Annotated in this window: 21 protein-coding genes; 19 read left to right on the top strand and 2 right to left on the bottom strand. The window is 71.1% G+C overall.

The annotated features are described in order from the left end of the window. Window positions 1–62: 62 nt before the first annotated feature. Window positions 63–812 carry a DNA-methyltransferase gene (locus tag ACFXJ5_RS08880; RefSeq protein ID WP_384628877.1) on the bottom strand — a complete coding sequence of 250 codons (750 nt, stop codon included), beginning with the start codon at window positions 810–812 and terminating at the stop codon, window positions 63–65. Between the two features lie 638 nt (window positions 813–1450). Between ACFXJ5_RS08880 and ACFXJ5_RS08885 the strand changes: the two genes are divergently transcribed. From ACFXJ5_RS08885 to ACFXJ5_RS08975, 19 genes are all read left to right on the top strand, one after another. Further along, window positions 1451–2575 carry a C40 family peptidase gene (locus ACFXJ5_RS08885; RefSeq protein WP_459253983.1) on the top strand — a complete coding sequence of 375 codons (1125 nt, stop codon included), beginning with the start codon at window positions 1451–1453 and terminating at the stop codon, window positions 2573–2575. A 74-nt stretch (window positions 2576–2649) separates the two neighbouring features. Continuing rightward, a complete protein-coding gene (locus tag ACFXJ5_RS08890; RefSeq protein WP_384628879.1) occupies window positions 2650–2985 on the top strand; it encodes an SH3 domain-containing protein in 336 nt (111 codons plus the stop codon). Between the two features lie 121 nt (window positions 2986–3106). After that, entirely contained in the window at window positions 3107–3415 is a 309-nt protein-coding gene (locus ACFXJ5_RS08895) for a DUF6112 family protein (protein ID WP_384628882.1), read from the top strand. Further along, on the top strand, window positions 3415–4116 hold the full coding sequence (locus ACFXJ5_RS08900) for a hypothetical protein (protein ID WP_384628885.1): 702 nt from the start codon (window positions 3415–3417) through the stop codon (window positions 4114–4116). The genes ACFXJ5_RS08895 and ACFXJ5_RS08900 overlap by 1 nt, the downstream gene beginning before the upstream one ends. A 31-nt stretch (window positions 4117–4147) precedes the next feature. Further along, complete coding sequence (locus ACFXJ5_RS08905; protein WP_384628888.1) at window positions 4148–5536, top strand: SCO6881 family protein; 1389 nt, start codon at window positions 4148–4150, stop codon at window positions 5534–5536. 99 nt (window positions 5537–5635) lie between these two features. Continuing rightward, entirely contained in the window at window positions 5636–7105 is a 1470-nt protein-coding gene (locus ACFXJ5_RS08910) for an SCO6880 family protein (protein ID WP_384628890.1), read from the top strand. Between the two features lie 48 nt (window positions 7106–7153). Then, entirely contained in the window at window positions 7154–7612 is a 459-nt protein-coding gene (locus tag ACFXJ5_RS08915) for a DUF6238 family protein (protein WP_384628893.1), read from the top strand. A gap of 23 nt (window positions 7613–7635) precedes the next feature. After that, window positions 7636–9162, top strand: coding sequence for an ATP-binding protein (locus ACFXJ5_RS08920; protein ID WP_384628896.1), 1527 nt, complete (start codon window positions 7636–7638; stop codon window positions 9160–9162). A gap of 285 nt (window positions 9163–9447) precedes the next feature. Continuing rightward, window positions 9448–10497 carry a hypothetical protein gene (locus tag ACFXJ5_RS08925; RefSeq protein WP_384628899.1) on the top strand — a complete coding sequence of 350 codons (1050 nt, stop codon included), beginning with the start codon at window positions 9448–9450 and terminating at the stop codon, window positions 10495–10497. 126 nt (window positions 10498–10623) lie between these two features. Then, window positions 10624–11373, top strand: a complete 750-nt coding sequence (locus ACFXJ5_RS08930; RefSeq protein ID WP_384628902.1) for a hypothetical protein — start codon at window positions 10624–10626, stop codon at window positions 11371–11373. Between the two features lie 25 nt (window positions 11374–11398). Next, window positions 11399–12130, top strand: a complete 732-nt coding sequence (locus tag ACFXJ5_RS08935; RefSeq protein ID WP_384628904.1) for a hypothetical protein — start codon at window positions 11399–11401, stop codon at window positions 12128–12130. A 42-nt stretch (window positions 12131–12172) separates the two neighbouring features. Further along, a complete protein-coding gene (locus tag ACFXJ5_RS08940; protein WP_384628906.1) occupies window positions 12173–12886 on the top strand; it encodes a hypothetical protein in 714 nt (237 codons plus the stop codon). A 30-nt stretch (window positions 12887–12916) separates the two neighbouring features. After that, window positions 12917–13678, top strand: a complete 762-nt coding sequence (locus ACFXJ5_RS08945) for a hypothetical protein (RefSeq protein ID WP_384628908.1) — start codon at window positions 12917–12919, stop codon at window positions 13676–13678. A gap of 42 nt (window positions 13679–13720) precedes the next feature. Beyond that, entirely contained in the window at window positions 13721–14221 is a 501-nt protein-coding gene (locus ACFXJ5_RS08950) for a hypothetical protein (RefSeq protein ID WP_384628911.1), read from the top strand. Between the two features lie 180 nt (window positions 14222–14401). Continuing rightward, on the top strand, window positions 14402–15133 hold the full coding sequence (locus ACFXJ5_RS08955; protein WP_384628914.1) for a hypothetical protein: 732 nt from the start codon (window positions 14402–14404) through the stop codon (window positions 15131–15133). 29 nt (window positions 15134–15162) lie between these two features. Then, window positions 15163–15732, top strand: a complete 570-nt coding sequence (locus ACFXJ5_RS08960) for a hypothetical protein (RefSeq protein ID WP_384628916.1) — start codon at window positions 15163–15165, stop codon at window positions 15730–15732. A 66-nt stretch (window positions 15733–15798) separates the two neighbouring features. Continuing rightward, on the top strand, window positions 15799–16365 hold the full coding sequence (locus ACFXJ5_RS08965) for a hypothetical protein (protein ID WP_384628919.1): 567 nt from the start codon (window positions 15799–15801) through the stop codon (window positions 16363–16365). Window positions 16366–16450: 85 nt separating this feature from the next. Further along, window positions 16451–16939: a hypothetical protein gene (locus ACFXJ5_RS08970; protein ID WP_384628921.1), complete on the top strand. Its 489-nt coding sequence runs from the start codon at window positions 16451–16453 to the stop codon at window positions 16937–16939. 79 nt (window positions 16940–17018) lie between these two features. Continuing rightward, window positions 17019–18803, top strand: coding sequence for a type IV secretory system conjugative DNA transfer family protein (locus ACFXJ5_RS08975; RefSeq protein WP_384628924.1), 1785 nt, complete (start codon window positions 17019–17021; stop codon window positions 18801–18803). 47 nt (window positions 18804–18850) lie between these two features. On the opposite strand, the gene ACFXJ5_RS08980 is transcribed toward ACFXJ5_RS08975, so the two are convergent. Beyond that, window positions 18851–19408 carry a hypothetical protein gene (locus tag ACFXJ5_RS08980; protein WP_384628926.1) on the bottom strand — a complete coding sequence of 186 codons (558 nt, stop codon included), beginning with the start codon at window positions 19406–19408 and terminating at the stop codon, window positions 18851–18853. Window positions 19409–19656 lie beyond the last annotated feature (248 nt).

A 19656-nucleotide genomic window follows, 5' to 3' on the forward strand; every position in this document is an offset into this window, starting at 1 on the left:
GCATGCCGATGACCCGAACACCCTTTTTGCGTTCAGCGGTGGTTGTCTGGGGTGCTCTGGTCTCATTCTTCGGGTCCTGCGAGCTCGAAGTCATCCTGGGTGAGGGCGTTGTGCAGGCGCTGTTCCGCTATCGCGGCGTACTGGGGATCGAGCTCTATTCCGACGAACTGCCTTCCCTCAAGCAGTGCGGCGACGCCTGTTGAGCCGGATCCGGTGAAGGGGTCCAGGATCGTGCCTCCGGGAGGGCAGATCTTGACCAGTTCCTGCATGACCTCGACGGGCTTCTGGGTGATGTGGACGCGGTCCTTGCGGGGCTGGCTGGCGGTGTAGAGGCCGGGGAGGTAGACGGGGTTGCGGTCGGCGTCGACCGATCCCTTGGTGCCCCAGACGATGTACTCGCATGACTGCTTCAGTCGGCCCTTCTGGGGGCGGGAAACGGGCTTGTGCCAGGAGGCGATGCCGCGCCACGTCCATCCGGCCGCCTGCAGCGCGTCCGTGGTCGTGGGGAGCTGCCGCCAGTCGGTGAAGACCAGCGCGGCGCCGGACTCCACGGTGGCGCGGTAGGCCTCGGTGAGCAGGAGGCTCAGCCAGAAGCCGTACGAGCGCTGGTCGCGGTTCTCGCCGGGGAAGTTCGGCAGGCGGTGCTCGGCGTCGGCGGAGGTGTACTTCGCGCGGGCGGTGCGGCTGGTGCGTTCGGAGCTGGTGCGTCCGCCGCTGTTGTAGGGCGGGTCGGTGATGACGGCATCGACGCTGTTGTCGCCGAGGCCGGCGAGCACGGTGAGCGCGTCGCCTCGGTGGAGGGTGTAGGGCATTCGGGGTTCTCACTTTCCGGGGATGAGGTAACGCGCGGTTCTCCTGCGGGGATTGCGCGGCACAGGACGTCCCGCCGCCGAGTGACGCAGGGTGTTGGCCATTCGGGGGGAGCGATGAGCGGGAGGTTAGCGGCTTTTTCCGGCCGCACCCAATGAGCTGGTATCCGCCGTGTCAGCGGTGAATCGGGCCGGATCGAGGGGTCGTTTGGTGCGGCCGGAAATCGCGTCTACTGTCTGGCCGTGTTCGCAGGACGGACCCCGGTTCCGTTCCTGCTGACCTGTGCTTTTCTGTGCTGTCCCGTCCAAAGTGGCAGCGCCGAACTGTGCGGTCGCACGGTCCTGCTGTCTGCCGAAGGGGTTTTCGGATGTGGCGTCTGAGATTACGAGCGCGGCTTGCTGCCGCGCGTTCCTGACACCACCGGCATCGGGGAGTTAGCAGCTCCGGGTGTGCCGAATTTCACCCCTTGGCTGGGGAGTTCGAGTTCATTACCTGCGCGGTGCCGGTGGCCTTTTCCACGAGAGACCGGCACCGCGCCCACCACGAGTAAGGAGCTGCGAATGCAGCATGCCCAGATACTCCTATCCCCGCGAAGTTCTGGCATTCGGCCGGAGCCTGATTGCTCTGGTCGGCGGCGGCCGTGAAGAAGGCCGGAGCCATGGTGGGCCTGCTCGCCACAGGTCCGTTGCTGCTCGCTGCCCCGCTGGTCGTCGTGGCGGCCACGGATGCGGCGGCCTGTACGTCCAGCGGTACACAGGCTGTGGACAGCGCGGCGGTCGCCCGACAGGTGGAGTCGATCCTGAGCGGCGGTACGGGTGATGCGGTCTCGGTCGCGGGCCTGGACGACCCGGCCGAGCAGATCCCGAACGCGAAGACCATCGTCGCCACCGGGATCGCGCTCAATGTGCCGGCTAAGGGCCGGGTGGTAGCCCTGGCGACTGCGCTGCAGGAGTCCGGGCTGCGGAACCTGTCGTACGGGGACCGGGATTCCTTGGGGCTGTTCCAGCAGCGTCCGTCGCAGGGCTGGGGCACCGCTGCCCAGATCCTGGATCCCGTCTACGCGTCGACCCAGTTCTACACGCATCTGATGGCGGTGGACGGTTGGCAGCAGCTGACCGTGGCCCAGGCCGCGCAGGCAGTCCAGCGCTCGGCAGACGGAAGCCTCTACGCCAAGTGGGAGCCGCTGGCCACTGCCCTGCAAACGGCCATCGCGAGCGTCCTGGACGTCGGCGCCGGTGCCAGCGAGAGCGGTTCCACGGGCGCCAGCGCCACCTCCGCCTTCTCCTGCACGGACGGTGGGGAGGACGGGTCGGGCTTCGGAACGATTCCGGCTGGCCTGGTGCCCGACGGCTACGAGATCCCAAGCGACGCACCGGCGACGGTGCGTACCGCGATCCGGTGGGCGCTGGGCCAGCTCGGTACCGACTACCAGTGGGGCGGGTCGTGCACGGATCCGCACGGGTCGGACCCGATGGGCCGCTGCGACTGCTCGTCGCTGATGCAGCGCTCGTACGCCGCCGCCGGCGTGACGCTCACGCGCACTACCAAGACGCAGGTCAAGGAGGGCAAGGCCGTTTCGTTGAGCGCGGTCGAGCCGGGCGATCTGCTGTTCACCGAGGGCACCGCTGCGGCGCCGGATCACGTCGGGATGTACATCGGCTCGGGGTTGATCATCAACGCGCCGCACACCGGTGACGTGGTCCGGATCGCCACCCTGGCCGCCTGGAAGGGCGAGGTGCTGGCCGTCCGCCGCATTGTCACCTGAGCGCCCGCTCTCGCTCATCTCCATTGTCTCCGGCTCACTTCGAGCCGTCACTCCCCCGTACGAAGGACCCTGCTGTGAAGCGCATAGCGACCCTGACCACCCTGACCACCTCCGCCGCCCTCGCGCTGGGCGGTTCCCTGCTCCTGGCGCCGACGGCGCAGGCGTACACCTGCACGTCGTCCTACGTCGTCACCGCCAACGCGGTGAACCTGCGGACGGGCCCGTCGACCTCGTACGCGTCCAAGGGCCACCTCTACAAGAACGACTACGTGTGGAAGATCAAGGCCACCACGGCGACGTGGTGGAAGGTCGAGCTGGACGGCAAGTCCAAGACCGGCCTGAAGGACGGCACCCGCGGCTACGTCGCGAAGAAGTACCTCGCCGCCGGCGGCTGCTTCACCCTCGACTGACCGTCGATCACGTCCGGCCGGGGCGGCATTGATCCGGCTCTGAGGCCGTCGTCTCCTCTCCCCTCCACCCGCTCTCCTCACCGGGCCGCTTCTACGTGCCCTTTATCGAACTGGAGTTCCCATGAATCTCGCCGACCATGCCCGTTATCTGGCCTATGACCCGGGTGTCTCGCCCAAAGAGGGCGGCCTGCCCGGGCTTTCGGTCCTGAAGGAAGTCGTCTCTTCGATCAACCTGTTCGGCATCATCGCCGTCGTCGGAGCCCTCGCCGTCTCCGCCGTGGTGTGGGCCTGGGGTCACCACTCGGGCTCCCATCAGGCCGAGGCCAACGGCAAGAAGGGCGCCACCGTCTCCGCCGGCTGCGCGCTGCTGCTCGGCGCGGCCAACGGAATCGTGGCCTTCTTCTCGGCGCTGGGCACGCAGGTCCACTGATGCCGAAACGTTCACCCACCCACGCCCGTACAAGTGACCTCACGACGCACCGCCGCGTCCTGATCGCTGTCGCCGTCTTCGCCCTGCTGACCGCACTGACCGGGCTGCTCCCCTACCTCACCGGCGACCGCCGTACCGCAGGGCATCCCACCAGCCGCGCCACCGCGTCCCCATCGGCCACGGCCACGGCACCTGCCACCGCGAGCCCGACCCCGTCGGCCTCGGCAGTGACAGGCCGGGGTTCGCTGGCTCGGCCGCCGAAAACCACCGACCCGGTGCTCTTCGGCAAAGCCGCCGCGAAGGCCCTGTGGACCTACGACACCCGCACGCTGTCGCAGCCGGAGCAGCTGGCCGGGCTGAAGGCGTGGATGACGACTGAGAAGAAGTACGCCGACTGGTCCTCCGTGACCGCCCAACTGCCCGACCGGCGGCTGTGGAAGCAGCTCCACGGCAACGGCCAGTACGCCACGGCGAAGGTCAGCGAGGGCCACATCCCCTCGGCGTTCACCACCGCGCTCAACGCCGACCCGGGCGCGATCACGACCGCGTACGTCTACGCGGTCACCGTCACCGGCAGGCAGTCCATCGCCTGGGACGACGGCGGCTCCGGGGCCGAGTCCCGCTCGGTCACCCTCGCCGTCCAGTGCCGCCCCGAGCAGCGCTGCGCGCTGTCCGGCATCGCCCCGAGCGTCAGCCCGTGACCTCGAACGCCCATGAAAGGAGGTATTCGTTGTGAGTGTCTGTGACCTGCCGCTGATGTCCAGCGTCTGCAACAGCATCACCAGCGGGGTCGGCACCGCCGTCACCGACAGCATCGGCGCCTGGATCGCCAAGTCCACCGGCGAACTCGCCGCTTCAGCCGCTGACCTCGCCGCAGAGGCCGTCAACGCCACCACCGCCGTGGACTTGAACGCGTCCTGGTTCCGCGACAACTACGAGCTGCTGCTGCCGATCGGGCTGGTCCTGACCGTCGGCACGTTCTGCCTGGCCCTGATCCGGGCGGCCTGGCGCCGCGACAGCGAGTCGCTGTTCGACGCGGTGAAGGGCACGGTCGCCGGCGTCTTCTTCGCGTTCACCGCGATCGCCTTCACCACCGTCGCCCTGACCGTCGTCGATGCCCTGTCGGATGGCCTGTTCACCGTCGCCCACAGCAGCGTCTCCGACGCCGTACGCCGAACCCTGCTGGTCACCCAGTACGGGCGGATGCAGGAACTCGGGTGGCTGGTCGAGTCGATGGTCGCCCTCGGCGCCGCCGTCGGGGCGTTCATGTACTGGGGCGTGATGGTCTTCCGCAAGGTCGGCATCCTGGTGCTCGTCACTCTGGCGGTGTTCGCCGGAGCAGGCGGCGGCTGGGACGTGGCCAAGCGCTGGCGGCGCGGCTGGATCGAGGCCACCGCCACCCTCGTCGTCAGCAAACTGTTGATGACGATCGTGTTCCTGACCGGCGTCTCGGCGATGGGCAAGGCCGACTCGAACGACGGGATGTCCGCCCTGTCGGACGCGATGGCAGGCATCGTCGTCCTCGCCCTCGTCTTGCTCTGCCCGTACGCGACGTACAAGTTCATCCACTGGGCCGCTGATGGCGGCAATGGTGAGGACCTGCACCGCTCCGGGGCCGTCGGCCTGGCCACCGCCGCAGGGGCGGCCAAGACCGCGGGCAGCCTCGCCATGCGGGCCAGCACCGGCGCCCCGGCCCCGCAGGGTCCGGCGCAGGTGCCCGGCATGGGGACGGACGGTGTTGCGTCCGGCATCGACCCCACCGGTGGCAGCAGCGGCAGTTCGCCGAAGCAGACCACTTTCCGGTACGGCGAAGACCCTGGCGCGCCCGGTGACAAGGGCGGTGCGCTCATCAAGCGGCCTCCGACCGACGGCGACCAGGGCCAGCCCCTCATCCGGCGCTCCGGGCAGTCCGCGGGGGTCTCCGCACCGGGCCACGGCCAAGGGAGCGAGGCTTCCATGTCGTCTCCCAGCCCGCAGCCGCAGGGCGCATCCGCTGGCTCTGAGCAGCCGATGGCGGCGCGGTCTGCGCGGCCTCCGGTGACCGGTCCGTCCCCGCAGGGCTCGGACACACCGCAGCGGTGGGTCTACCCCGATCCCCCGCCGGGCGGATCGGGCTCATAGCCCCCGCGTGAAACCGGGGCGGGCCGTAGCCCCGCAGCGCGGCCCGCCCCCCTTCACCCCTCTCCTCCTCTTTCTCTTCGCATCAAGGACGGCTTTGCCATGCTCTCCGACACCACACGGCCCGACATGCCGGCCACCGTCAAGTTCCCGCACCGCTCCCGGCGCGGCGTGCTGCTCGGCCTGAGCGCCGCCCAGCTCGTCGTGGCCGCCGCGAGCGGACTGCTGCTGCTCGCGGTGCTGCTCACCACCGGGGTCACCGGGGCACTGCGGCTGATACCGCTGTGGGCGGTCCTGCTGGTGGCGGTCTTCGCCCGGCAGCGGGGCCGGTCGCTGGCCGACTGGACGCCCATCGTGGTCCGCTACAGCCTGCGGCGGGCCCGGGGCCAGTTGCTGTGGCTCGCCCGCCCATCCACCCGGCCGCGCCGCGAGGGCCTGCTGCACCTGCCCGGCACCGCCGCCTCACTACGTGTGACCGCCTCCCCCGACCGAGCCTTCGGTGCCGTGCACGACCCGCACCACGGCACGCTGACCGCGGTCGTCAGGATCAGCAGCCGGGCGTTCGCCCTGCTGGACCCGGCCACCCAGAACGCCAACGTCTCCGGCTGGGGACGCACCCTTGCCGCCCTCGCCCGCACCGGCCACATAGCGCGGGTCCAGGTCCTGGAGCGCACCGTGCCGGACTCCGGCGACGCGCTCAACCGCTACTGGGACGAACACGGCCACCCCGACGCACACCTGGCTGGTCCCGTCTATGCCGACCTGCTCGCCGCCGCAGGACCTGCCGCCGCACCGCACGAGGCGTACGTCGCCCTCGCCCTGGACCTCAAGGCCGCCCGCCGGCTGATCAACCAGGCCGGCGGCGGGCTGACCGGTGCCTTCGCGGTCCTGGCCCAGCTTGCCTCGACGTTCGACCAGTCCGCCCGCACCGCCGGTCTTACTCCCGCCGGCTGGCTCACCGGCACCGAGATCGCCTCCGTCGTCCGCACCGCGTATGACCCCAAGGCATCAGCTGCGCTGGACCGCTGGTCCGCCTCCGGACGTCCCGAGGCCGACCCGGCTGCCGCCGGTCCGGTGGTGCTGGTGGAGCAGGCAGACCGGATCACCACCGACACCGCGCACCACGCCACCTTCTGGATCGAGAACTGGCCCCGCATCGAAACCAGCCCCGGGTTCCTGCACCAGCTGCTGTTCACCTCCGGTGTCCGCCGCACCCTCTCACTCACTTACGCGCCCAAGGGACTCGATGCCGCACTGAAGGACGTGCAGCGCAAGAAGGCCACCGTCATCGCGGACGCCTCCGAGCGGCAGCGCAAGGGCCAGGTCGACTCCGAAGAGGACTCGGTGGAGTACGCCGACATCAAGGCCCGTGAGCGGCAGCTGATCGCCGGCCACGCCGATGTCGCCCTGACCGGCCTGCTCACCGTCTCCGCCGACTCCGACCAGCAGCTCAACGCCGCCTGCGCGGCCGTCGAAACCGCCGCCGTCGCGGCGCTGGTCGATCTGCGTCGGCTGACCTGGCAGCAGGCCGAAGCCTTCACCGGCGGTGCCCTTCCTCTCGCCCGTCCGTAACACCGCCCCCTGCTCCTCCCTCACCCGCACCTGCCGAAGGGCACCGCCATGCCGACCCCGCAGCCGTCGATGCCCGACCTCGCGCCGGACTTCGTGCCGTTCGCCACCGCCGCCATCGACTTCCACCGCACGATCAACATCCCCGCCGGAACGGTCGCGGCCAGCCGCACCGAACTGGACTCCCTGCACGCCCACCTGATCTCCCTGCACGGCCTGCTCGACACCCACACCACCCGCACCACCGTGGTCGACCAGGCCGAAGGCGACCACCTGCGCGCGGTACGGACCCGGTTGTGGCAGGCCGCCGAACACCTGCACGCCGCCTACCACGCAGCCCCCCACTCCGACGGGCGCGTGCCCGCCCGGGAGGCGTGCCGGGCCGGACTGCCGGAGGGTGCGCCGGAGCTGTCGGTGTGCCAGCGCCACCTCGTTGCCTCCGTCCGGGTCCGCCGCACCACCACCCCGGCCGACCTCCACGACCCATTCACCGGCCTCATCCGCCACTGACCACGCCCGGGAGCACCACCGTCATGCCGATCCGCAACCGTGCTAGCGCCAGCCCCCTGTTCACCCCGCGCAAGACGTCCCGTGCCGCCGCGCGGGCGGCGCGGGAGGAGTTCACCGCCGCCCGTCGCACCGCCCGCCACGCCGCCCGACCCGAAACCCGGCCCACCTCCACCGGCAGCGACCCCGAGCTGCGAGCCATCTACCCCGCTGGGGGCCGGCCGGGGCCGGCTTCGGCCCGGGGCGGCACGCTCAAGCTCCCGGCGCACCGGATGACGACCGCCACCGCGAGCGGGGCGTATCCGTTCCTGGCCGAGGGCGGGCTCGGCGGCGAGGGCATGTACATCGGCCGCGACGTCCACGCCGAAGCCGCCTTCACCTACGACCCGTTCGCCCTCTACGGGCGCCTGGATGGCTTCACCAATCCGAACATCCTGCTCGCGGGGATCATCGGCATGGGCAAGTCCGCGCTCGCCAAGTCCCTCGCTGTGAGGGCCATCGCCTTCGGCTACCGCATCTATGTCCCCTGTGACCCCAAGGGCGAGTGGACCGTCGTCTCCCGGTCCCTGGGTGGCGACACCATCGCCCTCGGCCCGGGCCTGCCCGGGCGGCTGAACCCACTGGACGCGCCCGCCCGGCCATCCGGGATCAGCGAGCAGGACTGGACCGCCGAGGTCCGCAAGCGGCGCCTGCTGCTCCTCGGCTCGCTCGCCCGCACCGTCCTGCGCCGCGACCTGCACCCCATGGAACACACCGCTCTCGACGTCGCCCTCGACCAGGTCGTCGACGCTACCGAAGCCACCGGCACCACACCGTTGCTGGGCGATGTCGCCCAGGTACTGGGCTCACCGGCCCGGCTGGATACGGCGATAGGCGAGCTGTCCGGGCGGCTCGGCCAGGCCGCCGAAGACCTCGCCCACGCCCTGCGGCGTCTGGTCCACGGCGACTTGGCCGGGATGTTCGACGCCCCCTCCACGGTGGCATTCGACCCCAGCGCACCGATGCTGTCCATCGACTTGTCCCGCCTCGGCGGTGCCGGCGACGACACCGGCTTGGTGCTGGCCATGACCTGCGCCAGCGCATGGATGGAGTCCGCGCTCGCCGACCCGACCGGCGGCAGGCGATGGGTGATCTACGACGAGGCGTGGCGGGTCATGCGGCACGTCGCCCTGCTGGAGCGGATGCAGTCCCAGTGGAAGCTCTCGCGCGGCCTGGGGATCGCCAACCTGATGGTGATCCACCGGCTCAGCGACCTGCTGACCGCAGGCGATGCGGGATCGCGAGGACGGGCGCTGGCCGAGGGCCTGCTGACCGACTGCTCCACCCGGATCATCTACCGCCAGGAAGCCGACCAGCTCGCCTCCGCCGCCGCCCTGCTCGGCCTGACCGGCGTAGAGACCCAGGCCGTCTCGGCGCTGACCAAGGGCCGCGGCCTGTGGAAGGTCGCAGGCAGGTCGTTCATTACTCAACATCTGCTCCACCCGCGAGAGCGCGAGCTGTTCGACACCGATGCCCGGATGAACGACGAGCCCTCGTGGGTTCACTCCAACTGAAGGTTTCTCAATTCCTGTGCACCGCACGAAGGTGCAGTGACGCTGGACATCTCCCAGCGTATCGCCGTCATCCCCGAAGTCGCCGCGCCCAAGCACACCGCTCGCGTTGAAGCCGCGCGGGCCCGGTCCGCTCCGGGAGCCTCTCGTGACGCCTCGGCCCCAGTGCCGCAGCCACCCGCCCGGCCGACACCGGACAGCGCACCGCGCCCCCGCCCCCGCTGATCACTACGACGGCGTTGTCCGCCTGAGCCGGGTCTGTGACGCCACCAGAACGGAAGTCTCCGCATGCCCCGCCCCTACGTCCGTCCGAACCTGAACCGTTTCGCCAGCCAGGTCGCGGCCCGCCTGCCCGGTACCTGGAGCGCCCGCTCCCATGACCCCGATCCACTCGATCACGACCCGTACCGCGACATCTGGGACAGCCAGCTCCTGGACTGGGCCATCTGCGAGTACCGGCCCGTCCGGGCCGGCGTCCTGGCTGGCCCCGCCGGCGAGCGGCTGCTGCTCATTGCCCATCCTCTACGTGACGGCGAGTTCATCGTCGGCGCGCTGGCCCCGCCCGGCCTCGCTCACGAAGCGCTCGGCGACGTGCACGCCCCGCTGGCCGTCACGGTGCCGGCCGACGCGGTCCGGGCCGCAGCCGTCATCACCCGCCGGTTCCTGCCCCGCTGGCAGGAAGCCGTTGTCCGGATCCAGCTGCCGGCGCTGGCCTGCGCGATCGAGGGCGCCGAGCAGGCCGAGGCCGGCTGGGACGCGGTCTCCAACAGCCTCTGCGACAACGACGGCCAGCCGCTGGACGAACACGCCTACGGCGAGCGCAAGTCCCAGCAACGCGACGCCCCCGCCTGGCATCACCTGGAGACGTTCCTTTTCCACGGTCCCGCTGCGCTGGCCGACGCCCGCGCCACCGTACGCGGTCTCGGCGTGGAACCCGATCTCGCAGATCGATGGCGGTGGCGGCTGGGCGCACTGCAGAAAGCCCTGGAAGGCGGACTCCGCGTCCGCGCCGAGTGGGAACTCACCCGCCCCAAGCCCGGTCGGCAGCCCCGCGACAACGCCCGCGGCCTGAAGGCACACGCCGACGCAGTAGCCGAGCGGGACGCCGAAGGCTGGTGCTACGCCAGCGAGTTCATCGCCCACGGTCCCGTGCTGCTGGAAATCGCCCAGGCCGCAGCCACGCCGCAGCAGAGCGACCCGGCGCGTGCCTCTGTCCGCGCCGAGGCCGCGCGAGCCCGATCCACCACCCCCGCATCCGGGGCCCGCCCGGCAGACCTCCGCGAGCCACCGCCGAGCCTCCCGCCGCGCAGCGCTTGCCCCGGCCCGCGTACGCGCTGAGGGCTTCTACCTCAATTTCCCGGCCTCGCCAAACGCCACTTCGCCCGGATCCTCGACCCCACCCCGTTCCGCCGAGCGCCTGTGGCCGGTCTCCCCGGCGTCCGCCGCCCGATCGAAAGACCCCTGATGCCCGAGCCCAGCCCGACCATCCGCATCGCCCGCCGGTCCACCAGCGGCGTCACCGCCGAGGGCGGCGATGCCTTCGCCGTCACCCTGCTGCGGCGAGCCGGATTCATCCCGGAGTCCTCGATCCACCGGTTCTGGCACCGTCTCCACTACGACATCGGGACCGACCGCGAGAACAGCCGGGCCACCCACGCCTACGACATGCTCACCGCCGCCCGCTACCCCGTGGTCATCGACCCCTCGCTGCGGCTGCTCCCGCAACCCGCAGACGACCAGCCCCCGGCCACCCTCCCCGAGACGATCAGCCGAGCCCTTCGAGAACTCGGCGAGCAGGTCGGCCGACTCGACGAAGCCGCCGAGGTCAGCTCACTCCTGCGGGTCCTGACCGACACCCGCAACGGAGCGCTCCTGCCGGTACGGGAGCTGGTGGACAAGGCCGTTCCGTGTGTCGAGGGCCTGCACAGCCCCCGCGCCGCCACAGCGGCCAGCGCACTGCGCGAGGCCAGCAGGGCGCTCCTGGCCGCCCATGTCGAACTCAGCATCGCCGCCGACGCGCTGGAATCCCTCCCCGGCGCCCAGCAGCAGCACCCCGACCCGGCTGCCGCCGGCCCGCGCGTCACCGCCGCCCGCGCCCGCGCCGCTACTTCGCCCTCGCCCGGACGGCAGCGCGCCGCATCGACGCCTCCCGTCCCGGCCACGCCTGCCACCAGCGCGGTCACGGATGCCGGTCCCGCCCAGCGCCGCCGCTGACCGGCCCGACCCGAAGGAGCCCTCGATGGACACCGATCCGCACATCGTCATCGGCCGCCACCCCGAGCTGGGGATCGTGGCCGCCAACCGACACAACACTCCTGTCATCGACCATGTCCTGCGCCGGGTGGGCTTCCATCCCATCCCCGGCCGACGGCAGCTGTACGCGCTCGCCGAGCCCGAGCGTGACGGGATCCGCCGCGCCCGGCAGGCGGTGCAGAGCCTGCGCATCGTGCGCTACCAAGTGGCCGCCGACGCCGTCTTCGAACCCGACACCACCCTTGCGTCCGACCCGGCACCGGCCCGGCCGCTGTCCCAGGGAGCCGCCCCCGACCGCGCCGAGGTCCAGGCGGGGCTGTTCGCGCACGCTCGCGCGCTGACCGCGGACATCGCCTCCGGCCGCCTGGTGCTCCACGAGCAGTTGCGCGACCCGGAGGGCACGCTGCGCGCGGTCGGCACTTACACCGACACCGGCGAAGGTGTCCTGCTGCACGGCGAAGGCCACCTGCGCTACCTCGAGACCCGCCTTGCCGACACCGATAAGGCGCTCGACGCCTTCGCGTACGTGCGCGGCAACGGCCGCCCCGCACCGCCACCTCCCGCCGAGCAGCGGGTCCGGGCCGCCACCGCCGTCTCCCCTGCCCGCTCCGCCGTCCGCCGAGCGCCGAGCCCGGCAGCGGACGCCCCGGCGCGGCGCGCTCTCATCGCTCCGGCTGCCCTCGGTCAGCAGCAGCCGGCCACCCGGCGCTCCCGCTGAACCGTCGCTCCAGTTCTACCGACCGTCAGGAATCCCACCGCCATGCCAAACGGCCCCGAGGTCGCCTTCAGCATCCACCCCGAACTCGGCATCGTCGCAGCCGTCGCCGACGAACTGCCCAACGCCGAAGCAGCCCTGCGCACTGCGGGCTTCCACTACATCAATGCCCTGGGCATCTTCGCCCTGCAGGCGGAGGCGAACCGTCTCCAGGACAAGCGCTTGACGGCGCGGCTCGTCCGCGACCTGCAAGCCATCGGTTACATCGTCGCCGCCGACCCCCAACTCCTCGACGCCCCACCCCCGCCCAGCGTCGCCGACCTGACCGCACGCGTCCTGCAAGCCGAGCGGCCGTCCGACGTCGCCGACGTCTTCGACGACCTCCTGGACGACCGGACCGGAGTCATCCCCGAACTCCACAAGCTGCTGGAAGCCTCCGCCGCCTGGAGTGAGCGAAACCTCGGCTACGTAGGCGCTGACGCCGCCCGCAGCTGTCGGCACCTCGCCGCTCAGATCAACGACCTGAGCGAGTACCTCGGCTTCACCGGCGGCGACTTCCTCGACTTGGACGCCCTCCCGCGAACGCACCCGGCGGGCACGGGGTTGTCCGACACCCCGGCGCGCGCCCGCGCCGCCACCGCCACCTCCCCCACCCGCTCCGGCACCGGCACCGGCACCGGCACGCCTACCGCGACCAACGCTCCCGCGCCGGACCCCGCCGCCCAGGTTCCCACCGCCCCGCCGACCCGCAGCCGGTAACGGCTCCTATATATATAAGGAGCGCTTCCGTTGATCTTCGTGCCCGATGTCGCCTTCGGTATCCACCCCGACCTCGGTGTCGTCGCCGCCCTCGCCACGGACCATCCGTACGCCGAGCAGGTTCTGCGGCAGCACTACTTCCGCCACCGCCCCGATTTCGCCCTGTACGCACTGCCGCACGACGCCCCGTACAACCGGGTCTTGCAGGTGGTGGCCGGCGCGACCCGTCTCCTGCAGCAGTCCGGCCTGCTGGTGATGGCCGACCCGCGCATCATGCTGGCCCCGCCGATCCCGCAGTCCCCCGGTGCACCCGTACGGGAGGCGGTCCCCGCGCAGTCACTGACCGCCCTGGCCTGTGAGCTCCACACGGTGACCCGCTCGGCGGAGGCCGCCGAGGTCCTGCGGGAACTCCTCGACGAGCGCTTCGGCGCCATGAGCGAGCTGGAACACCTCGTCGATACCGCCGCCACCTGGTGCGAGCGCCTGGACACCATCGAGGGACGCGAACTGGGCACCCGGCTGCGCACCATCGCCAGCCATGTCGGCTTCCTCAGCGACCGGATCGCCGACGTCGAGGCCGACCTGCAGGACATCGCGGGCGTGATCCCGGCCGACGCGCCGCCGCTGTCGGCCACCCCCGCCCGCACGCACGAGAACCGCCCGGCCTCCTACGGCACCCGCGCCCAGGCTGCCGTTGCCACCTCGTCTCACCTGCCGATCCCCATCCCGACCGGTGCGAGCCCCGAACCCCGGCCCACACCCCCGCTGCCCCGGCCCACGCGCACGCGCTGACCCCACCCCTCAATTCACCACCCCGCACAAGGAGTTCCCCCCATGGCCGTCAAAACGACGTGGACCATCAAGCACACCACCTGCGGTCACACCAGCACCGCTGACCTGTCCGCCCGGCCCGCCGACCGGCGGGCCGGCTACGTCCGCTGGCTGGCCGAGCGCGACTGCTCGGATTGCTGGCAGGCCTCAAGGGACGAGGACGCCGAGGACAAGGCCCTCTGGCTGGAGACCAAGCGCGCCGCCGAGCAGGCCGAGGCCAGCGCCTGGGCGGAGCAGTACCGCATGCCTGAGCTGGACGGCACCCCTGGCGCGGTGGCCTGGGCCGCGCGCTGCCGCCACCAGCTCGTCAGCGCCGCCTACACCGCCCTTGTCCTGGAGGGCACCAGCAGCGAGAGCGAGTGGGAGCAGATCGAGGACGCGGCCCGCACCGTCACCCGGGCCGGGTGGTGGCTGGACCAGCGGGACTGCGAGCCCGCCGACCTGCAGGAACTGCTCCAGGCCGCCACCGATGCGGACCGGCCTACGGAAAACCCGTACGCGTAGCACCAACCGGCCGCCGGGCGCGCGTCTATCACGCGATCCCGGCCGGGCCAAACGCCCGATCGCCCGGATCCTCTTGCGCACGGACACCCGCGCCCCCGGGCTGCTCGCCCGGGGCACCGTGTCCGGCCCGCCCGTTCCCGGCTCCCCGCCGGTGCCGCCCCCGTAGGAAAGAGGCGCCTCGTGCCTGAGCCCCTGATCAGTATCGCCATCGAGCCCAGCGGCCGGGTCAGCGCCAAGGGCGCCGACGCCCTGGCCGCCACCCTGCTGCGCCGGGCCGGCTTCACCGAGGTCAACGACTGGCACGGCCTGCGCCACCGGCTGCCACTGTCCACTCCCGCCGAGGAACAGGCGGAGGTGGCCCTCTACGCGGCGGCCATGCTGCACGCCGCCCGCTATCGCGTCGACCTCGACCCCGCACTCGACCCCGGCCCAGCCGCCACCACCACTCCCACCGACCCGCACGGACGGTACGTCGTCGGACGCGCAGTGCTCGACCTCACCGACCAGATCAACGCCGCCACCACCGCCGGGCAGACCGCCGAAGTCCTCGGCCAGCTCCTCAATCCCACCGACGGCGTCCTGATCCGCCTCCAGGAAGCCATCGAGGCCGCCGCCGAGAAGTGCACCGACTTCGATTCCGATTTCGACAGCGGCAGGAACTTCGAGCTGAGCGACCGGTTCACCGCCGCCTCCGAACTCCTCACCCAGATCGGCCACGACCTCGACGGGGCCGCCCTCGACTTCCATGCCCTGGATCCCACCCCGGCTTCGTCTCAGCCGAGTTGGCAGGCCCAGGTCGCCGCCTACTACGCGACCGCCCGCACCACCGCAACGCCCACCGACACCCGCCGGGCCACCGCCGCCGATGCGGCTAGGCAGCCCGGTCCCCAGCCCGCCCGCCGAACCCGCTGACCGCTCACCCCACTTCCGGAGGTATCCCCGTGCTCCCCGACAACGTCATCATCGGCGGCCGTCCCAACGGCGACATCATCGCCACCGGCGGCAACGACACCGTCACCGCGATCCTCGCCCACCTGGGCTTCCGCACCGACCCGACCGAGAAGCACACCGTCACACTCCGCCTGTCCAGCGACGGCGCATACGACCTGACCGACATGGCCTGCTACGCCGCGCAGCTGCTGCGGGCCGGCGGGTTCCCGGTACTCCTCATCCTCCGGCAGGAGGCCCCGCTGCAGGTCCAGCCCCTGCTCTTCCCGCCCTTCGGTGCGCTGACCGACGCGCTGGACGAGCTCACCCGGCAGTTGTACTTCCGCGACCTCCCCGAAGAGGTCGCCGATCTCACCGAAATGATCTTCCACCCCTACGGCGACGGAATCATCGGCGAACTCCACACCCTCATCAACGGCCTGGGTATGGCCTGCGCCGCGCTGGCCATACCCGAAGGCGAACCGCTGGAGGAGCGCCTGCTGGACCTCGGTGTGCAGCTCGCCGCCCTGGCCAGCCCCGACGTCCCCCTCGACCAGCGCATCCGCGGCCTCGCCCTGGACTGAACACCCAGCGCCGTCCACGCGCTTACCCCCACCAGCTCTGCCTCCGTCACGAAAGACCGATCACCCATGAGCATCGTCATCCGCCGCACCGGCGCCTCCGGCATCATCGCCACCGGCGCCGACCAATTCGCCGCGCTCCTCCTCACCCACGCCGGGTTCACCGCCGACACCGACCCGGCCACCCTGACCTGCCACCGGCTCCCCGCCACCGACACCGCCGAATCCAAGGTCGATCAGGCGATACGGATGCTGTGCATCGCCGGCTACCGCGTCCAGAGCGACCCCGGCATCTGGGCCTACCTGGCCAACGTCCACACCCCCGCACCGGACAAAGACGTGACCCGCGCCGCCGACCAGGCGGTCAACGCCCTGATCGCCCGGCTCTACGACTGCACCGGCCCGACTGGTCTCGCCGAGATCGCCAATCAGGTCCTGCACCCCGAGCACGGAGCGCTCGTCTACCTTCGCGAGTTCCTCACCGTCCTGGCCTCCTGGTGCCGCCAGCAGCAAAGCGCCGAAGGCGACGCGCTGGCCAGGGACCTCATCAGCGGCACTTACCACCTCGACGGCCTGCTCAAGGACTACGGCACCCTGCCCGCCGACCTGCGCGCCCTCGCCCGAATCGCCGAATAGCCCGTACCCGGCCGCTTCCTCCGCCGATCCGGCCACGCCGACCGACCTCGCCCCACCATCCCGGATGGTCCATTCCCTCCCGCCGATGACATCGGAGAACTCCATGTCCAGCAGCCTCGCCATCGAATCCGCCCAGGACCAGGCACGCGATACCAGCACCATCCTGGTCGACCTCACCACCTTCATCCCCACCCTGGAAACCCCGAAGGAAGCGGCCCGCGTCACCCAGGAGATCTTCGATCCCACTTCCGGCGTCCTCGCCCGCGTCACCGACCTCGTCGGTGCCGTCTCCCGGTGGGTGCAAGAGCGCGTGCCGCCCGGCACCAACGACGGCCCTGCCTACGAGCTGTGGCACCGCCTCGGCCAGGCCTCCGAGGACCTCTGGGACATAGCCGAAGCCCTCGGCAGCACCTCGGATGACCTCGCTGAACTCCCGGCCACCGCGCTGGTCTCACCCCGGGCCCAAGCCGCCCGCGCCGTCTCGCCCACCGCCCCCGACGTGTCCGGCACCGCCACGACCACCGCACCCGCCGCACCTGCGGCCTCGTCCCCGGACCGCGCCCCGACCCGCTGAGGAGCACCCGACCCATGACCGCCAGAAGAAGCCCCGCCCGTCTCGCCGCCCTCACCCCGGTCCGCTCCAGGAGCCCCTCGTGCCGTCCCCGCGTACTTCCGCGTCCTCGTCCACCCCCGGAACCGACGCCTTCCTTTATCTTCTGCTCTCCGTCGCCGGCCTCGGCATCATCGGCGGTTCCCTGGCCTGGCTGTTCGGCAACCTCGTCAACACCCTCGCGGGCATCGATCCGTGGGCCGCCTACCAGCCCACCGTCGCCCTGCTCCACCCCGACGAGCTCTGGCCCCATCTCCCCCGGCCTGCCGTCATCACCAGCTGCTACGCCCTGCCCGCCGTGGTTCTCCTGGTGGCCGCTGTCCTCGGCGTGAAGCTCTGGCTCCGCCTGCGCGGCAACCCCAAGGGCCTGGCCGGGCAGCGTGATCTGGCCGGGCTGCTGCCCAAGGAGATCGCCGCCAAGGCCAAGGATCTGCGTCCGAGCCTGGCCAAGGCGAGTGCCAAGCAGATCGCGCCGGACGACCGTGGCGTCCTGCTCGGCACCCTCAACCCCGGCACCGCCGAGATCAGGTCCAGCTGGGAGGACGTCCTCCTGGCGATCATGGCTCCGCGCTCCGGCAAAACCTCCGGGCTGGCGATTCCGGCGATCCTACGCGCTCCCGGCCCGGTGCTGCTGACCTCCAACAAGGCGGCGCGCGACGCCTACACCGCCACCTTGAATGCCCGTGCTGGCGTGGGGACGGTGTGGACGCTGGACCCGCAGCAGATCGCGCACGCCCCGCGCGCCATGTGGTGGGACATCCTCGCCGACGCCCACGATCTGGCCGGAGCCCGGCGGCTGGCCGGGCATTTCGTGTCCGCGTCCGTGGACGAGTCCTCCCAGGGCGACTTCTGGTCCACCGCCGCCGCCAACACCTTGACCGCGCTGTTCCTGGCCGCAGCACGCGACCGCAGGCCGATCACCGACGTGCTCGCGTGGCTTGCCTCCCCGGCCGACCGCACCCCCATCGACATCCTCAACGACACCGGGCTGGAGGCGGTCGCCGCCCAGCTCCAGGGGACCGTGGCCGGCGCGGTCGAAACGCGGGACGGCATCTTCGAAACCGCCCGCCAGTACGCCGCCTGCCTCCTCGACCCCGCCATCGCCGCCTGGGTCTCCCCCGCCAAGGACCTTCCCGAATTCCGGCCGGAGTCGTTCGCGACCAGCCGGGACACGCTGTTCCTGTTGTCCAAGGACGGCGGCGGTTCTGCCTCAGCGATCATCGCTGCCGCTGCCGACGCCGTGATGCGCGCGGCGGTCATCCAGGCCGAACGCGACGGCGGACGCCTGGACCCGCCGCTGCTGGCGATCCTCGACGAGGCCGCGAACGTCTGCAAAATCTCGGACCTGCCCGACCTGTACTCCCACCTCGGTTCCCGGGGCGTCATCCCCATCACGATCCTGCAGTCCTACCGGCAGGGCGTACGCGTGTGGGGCGAGGCTGGCATGGACGCCCTGTGGTCCGCCGCCACCGTCAAACTGATCGGCTCCGGCATCGACGACGCCGACTTCGCCGACAAGCTCTCCCGCCTGGTCGGCGATCACGACGTACAGACCATCTCCACCTCGCACAGCGACTCCGGCAAGTCCACGTCCGTCTCGATGCGGCAGGAGCGCATCCTGCCCGCCGACGCAATCCGCGCCCTGCCCAAGGGCACCGCCCTGCTGCTGGCCACCGGGATCCGGCCCGCGCTGCTGGACCTCAAGCCCTGGTACAAGGAACCCGACGCCGCCGTCCTGGGTGCCGCGTCCGCCCGCGCGACCCAGGCGATCACCGAACGCGCGCTGGCCAAGTCCCTGGGCCGTGACGACTTCGGGACCGTGGCATGACCATCCCCACCCTGGCCCCGCTGCTCGGAATGCTCGGCCGTGGAGTTCTAGACGCTGCCGCGGTCCAGCACCAGGCGAGCCGCAGGGCGGCACGGCCGGCCCAAGTCCGCGGATCGCTTTTCGAAGTCTGCTGGGAGCCACCCTCGGCCCAGCAGGCGCGGGTGGGCGGGAAACGCGGCGAGAGCCGCCAGAACGAAGATCAGCGACGCCCAAGGGGTGCTGAGCTGGACGGTCATCTGCCGCCCGCTGTGGGTGTTGATGAAGGTCGTCTGGAAGACGTCCGGAGCGACGAGGTCGATCGTGTTCAAGCCCGTCCAGTCCAGGTCGAGCGAGCAGACGGGATGGCCGAAGTAGACCTTCCGCGCGGTGACGGTGACCTCACCGGTTCCGTCCAGCACCCATCGCGGCTGCGCGTTGAGCGCGGCGGTGCGGCGTCGGGCCGAGTTGCCGACGGCGGAGGCGGCCATGCTGCCGAGCACGAATCCGGTGCTGCCGAACGCGACGACGCTGGTGTGCGTATAGCTGCCGTTCCCCACGGCCCGCCATGTCAGGCGCTGGGCCGGTCCCACGGCCAGTGCGCGATCGCCGGGCCCCAGTCTGGCCATGGTGGCGACCAGCGGACGCTGGCCCAGCCGACCTTCGACAAGATCGGCAAGGACGTCGCACGAGTGCCACAGGTACTCGTCGAGCGGCGACCACGTCGACGTTGGTGCCGGTCGATAACCGTCCTGGGACGGAGGGGCAAAAGGATCGTCCACATGCTCTCCCCGGTATCCCCGCGCCGAGGCACCCGCGGCCCCGTTCAACGCCCGCCCAGCGTACTGAGACAGGCCGTGTCCCCACGAGGAATTCG

The sequence above is a fragment of the Streptomyces sp. NPDC059373 genome (genome assembly GCF_042751495.1).
Lineage (GTDB): Bacteria > Actinomycetota > Actinomycetes > Streptomycetales > Streptomycetaceae > Actinacidiphila.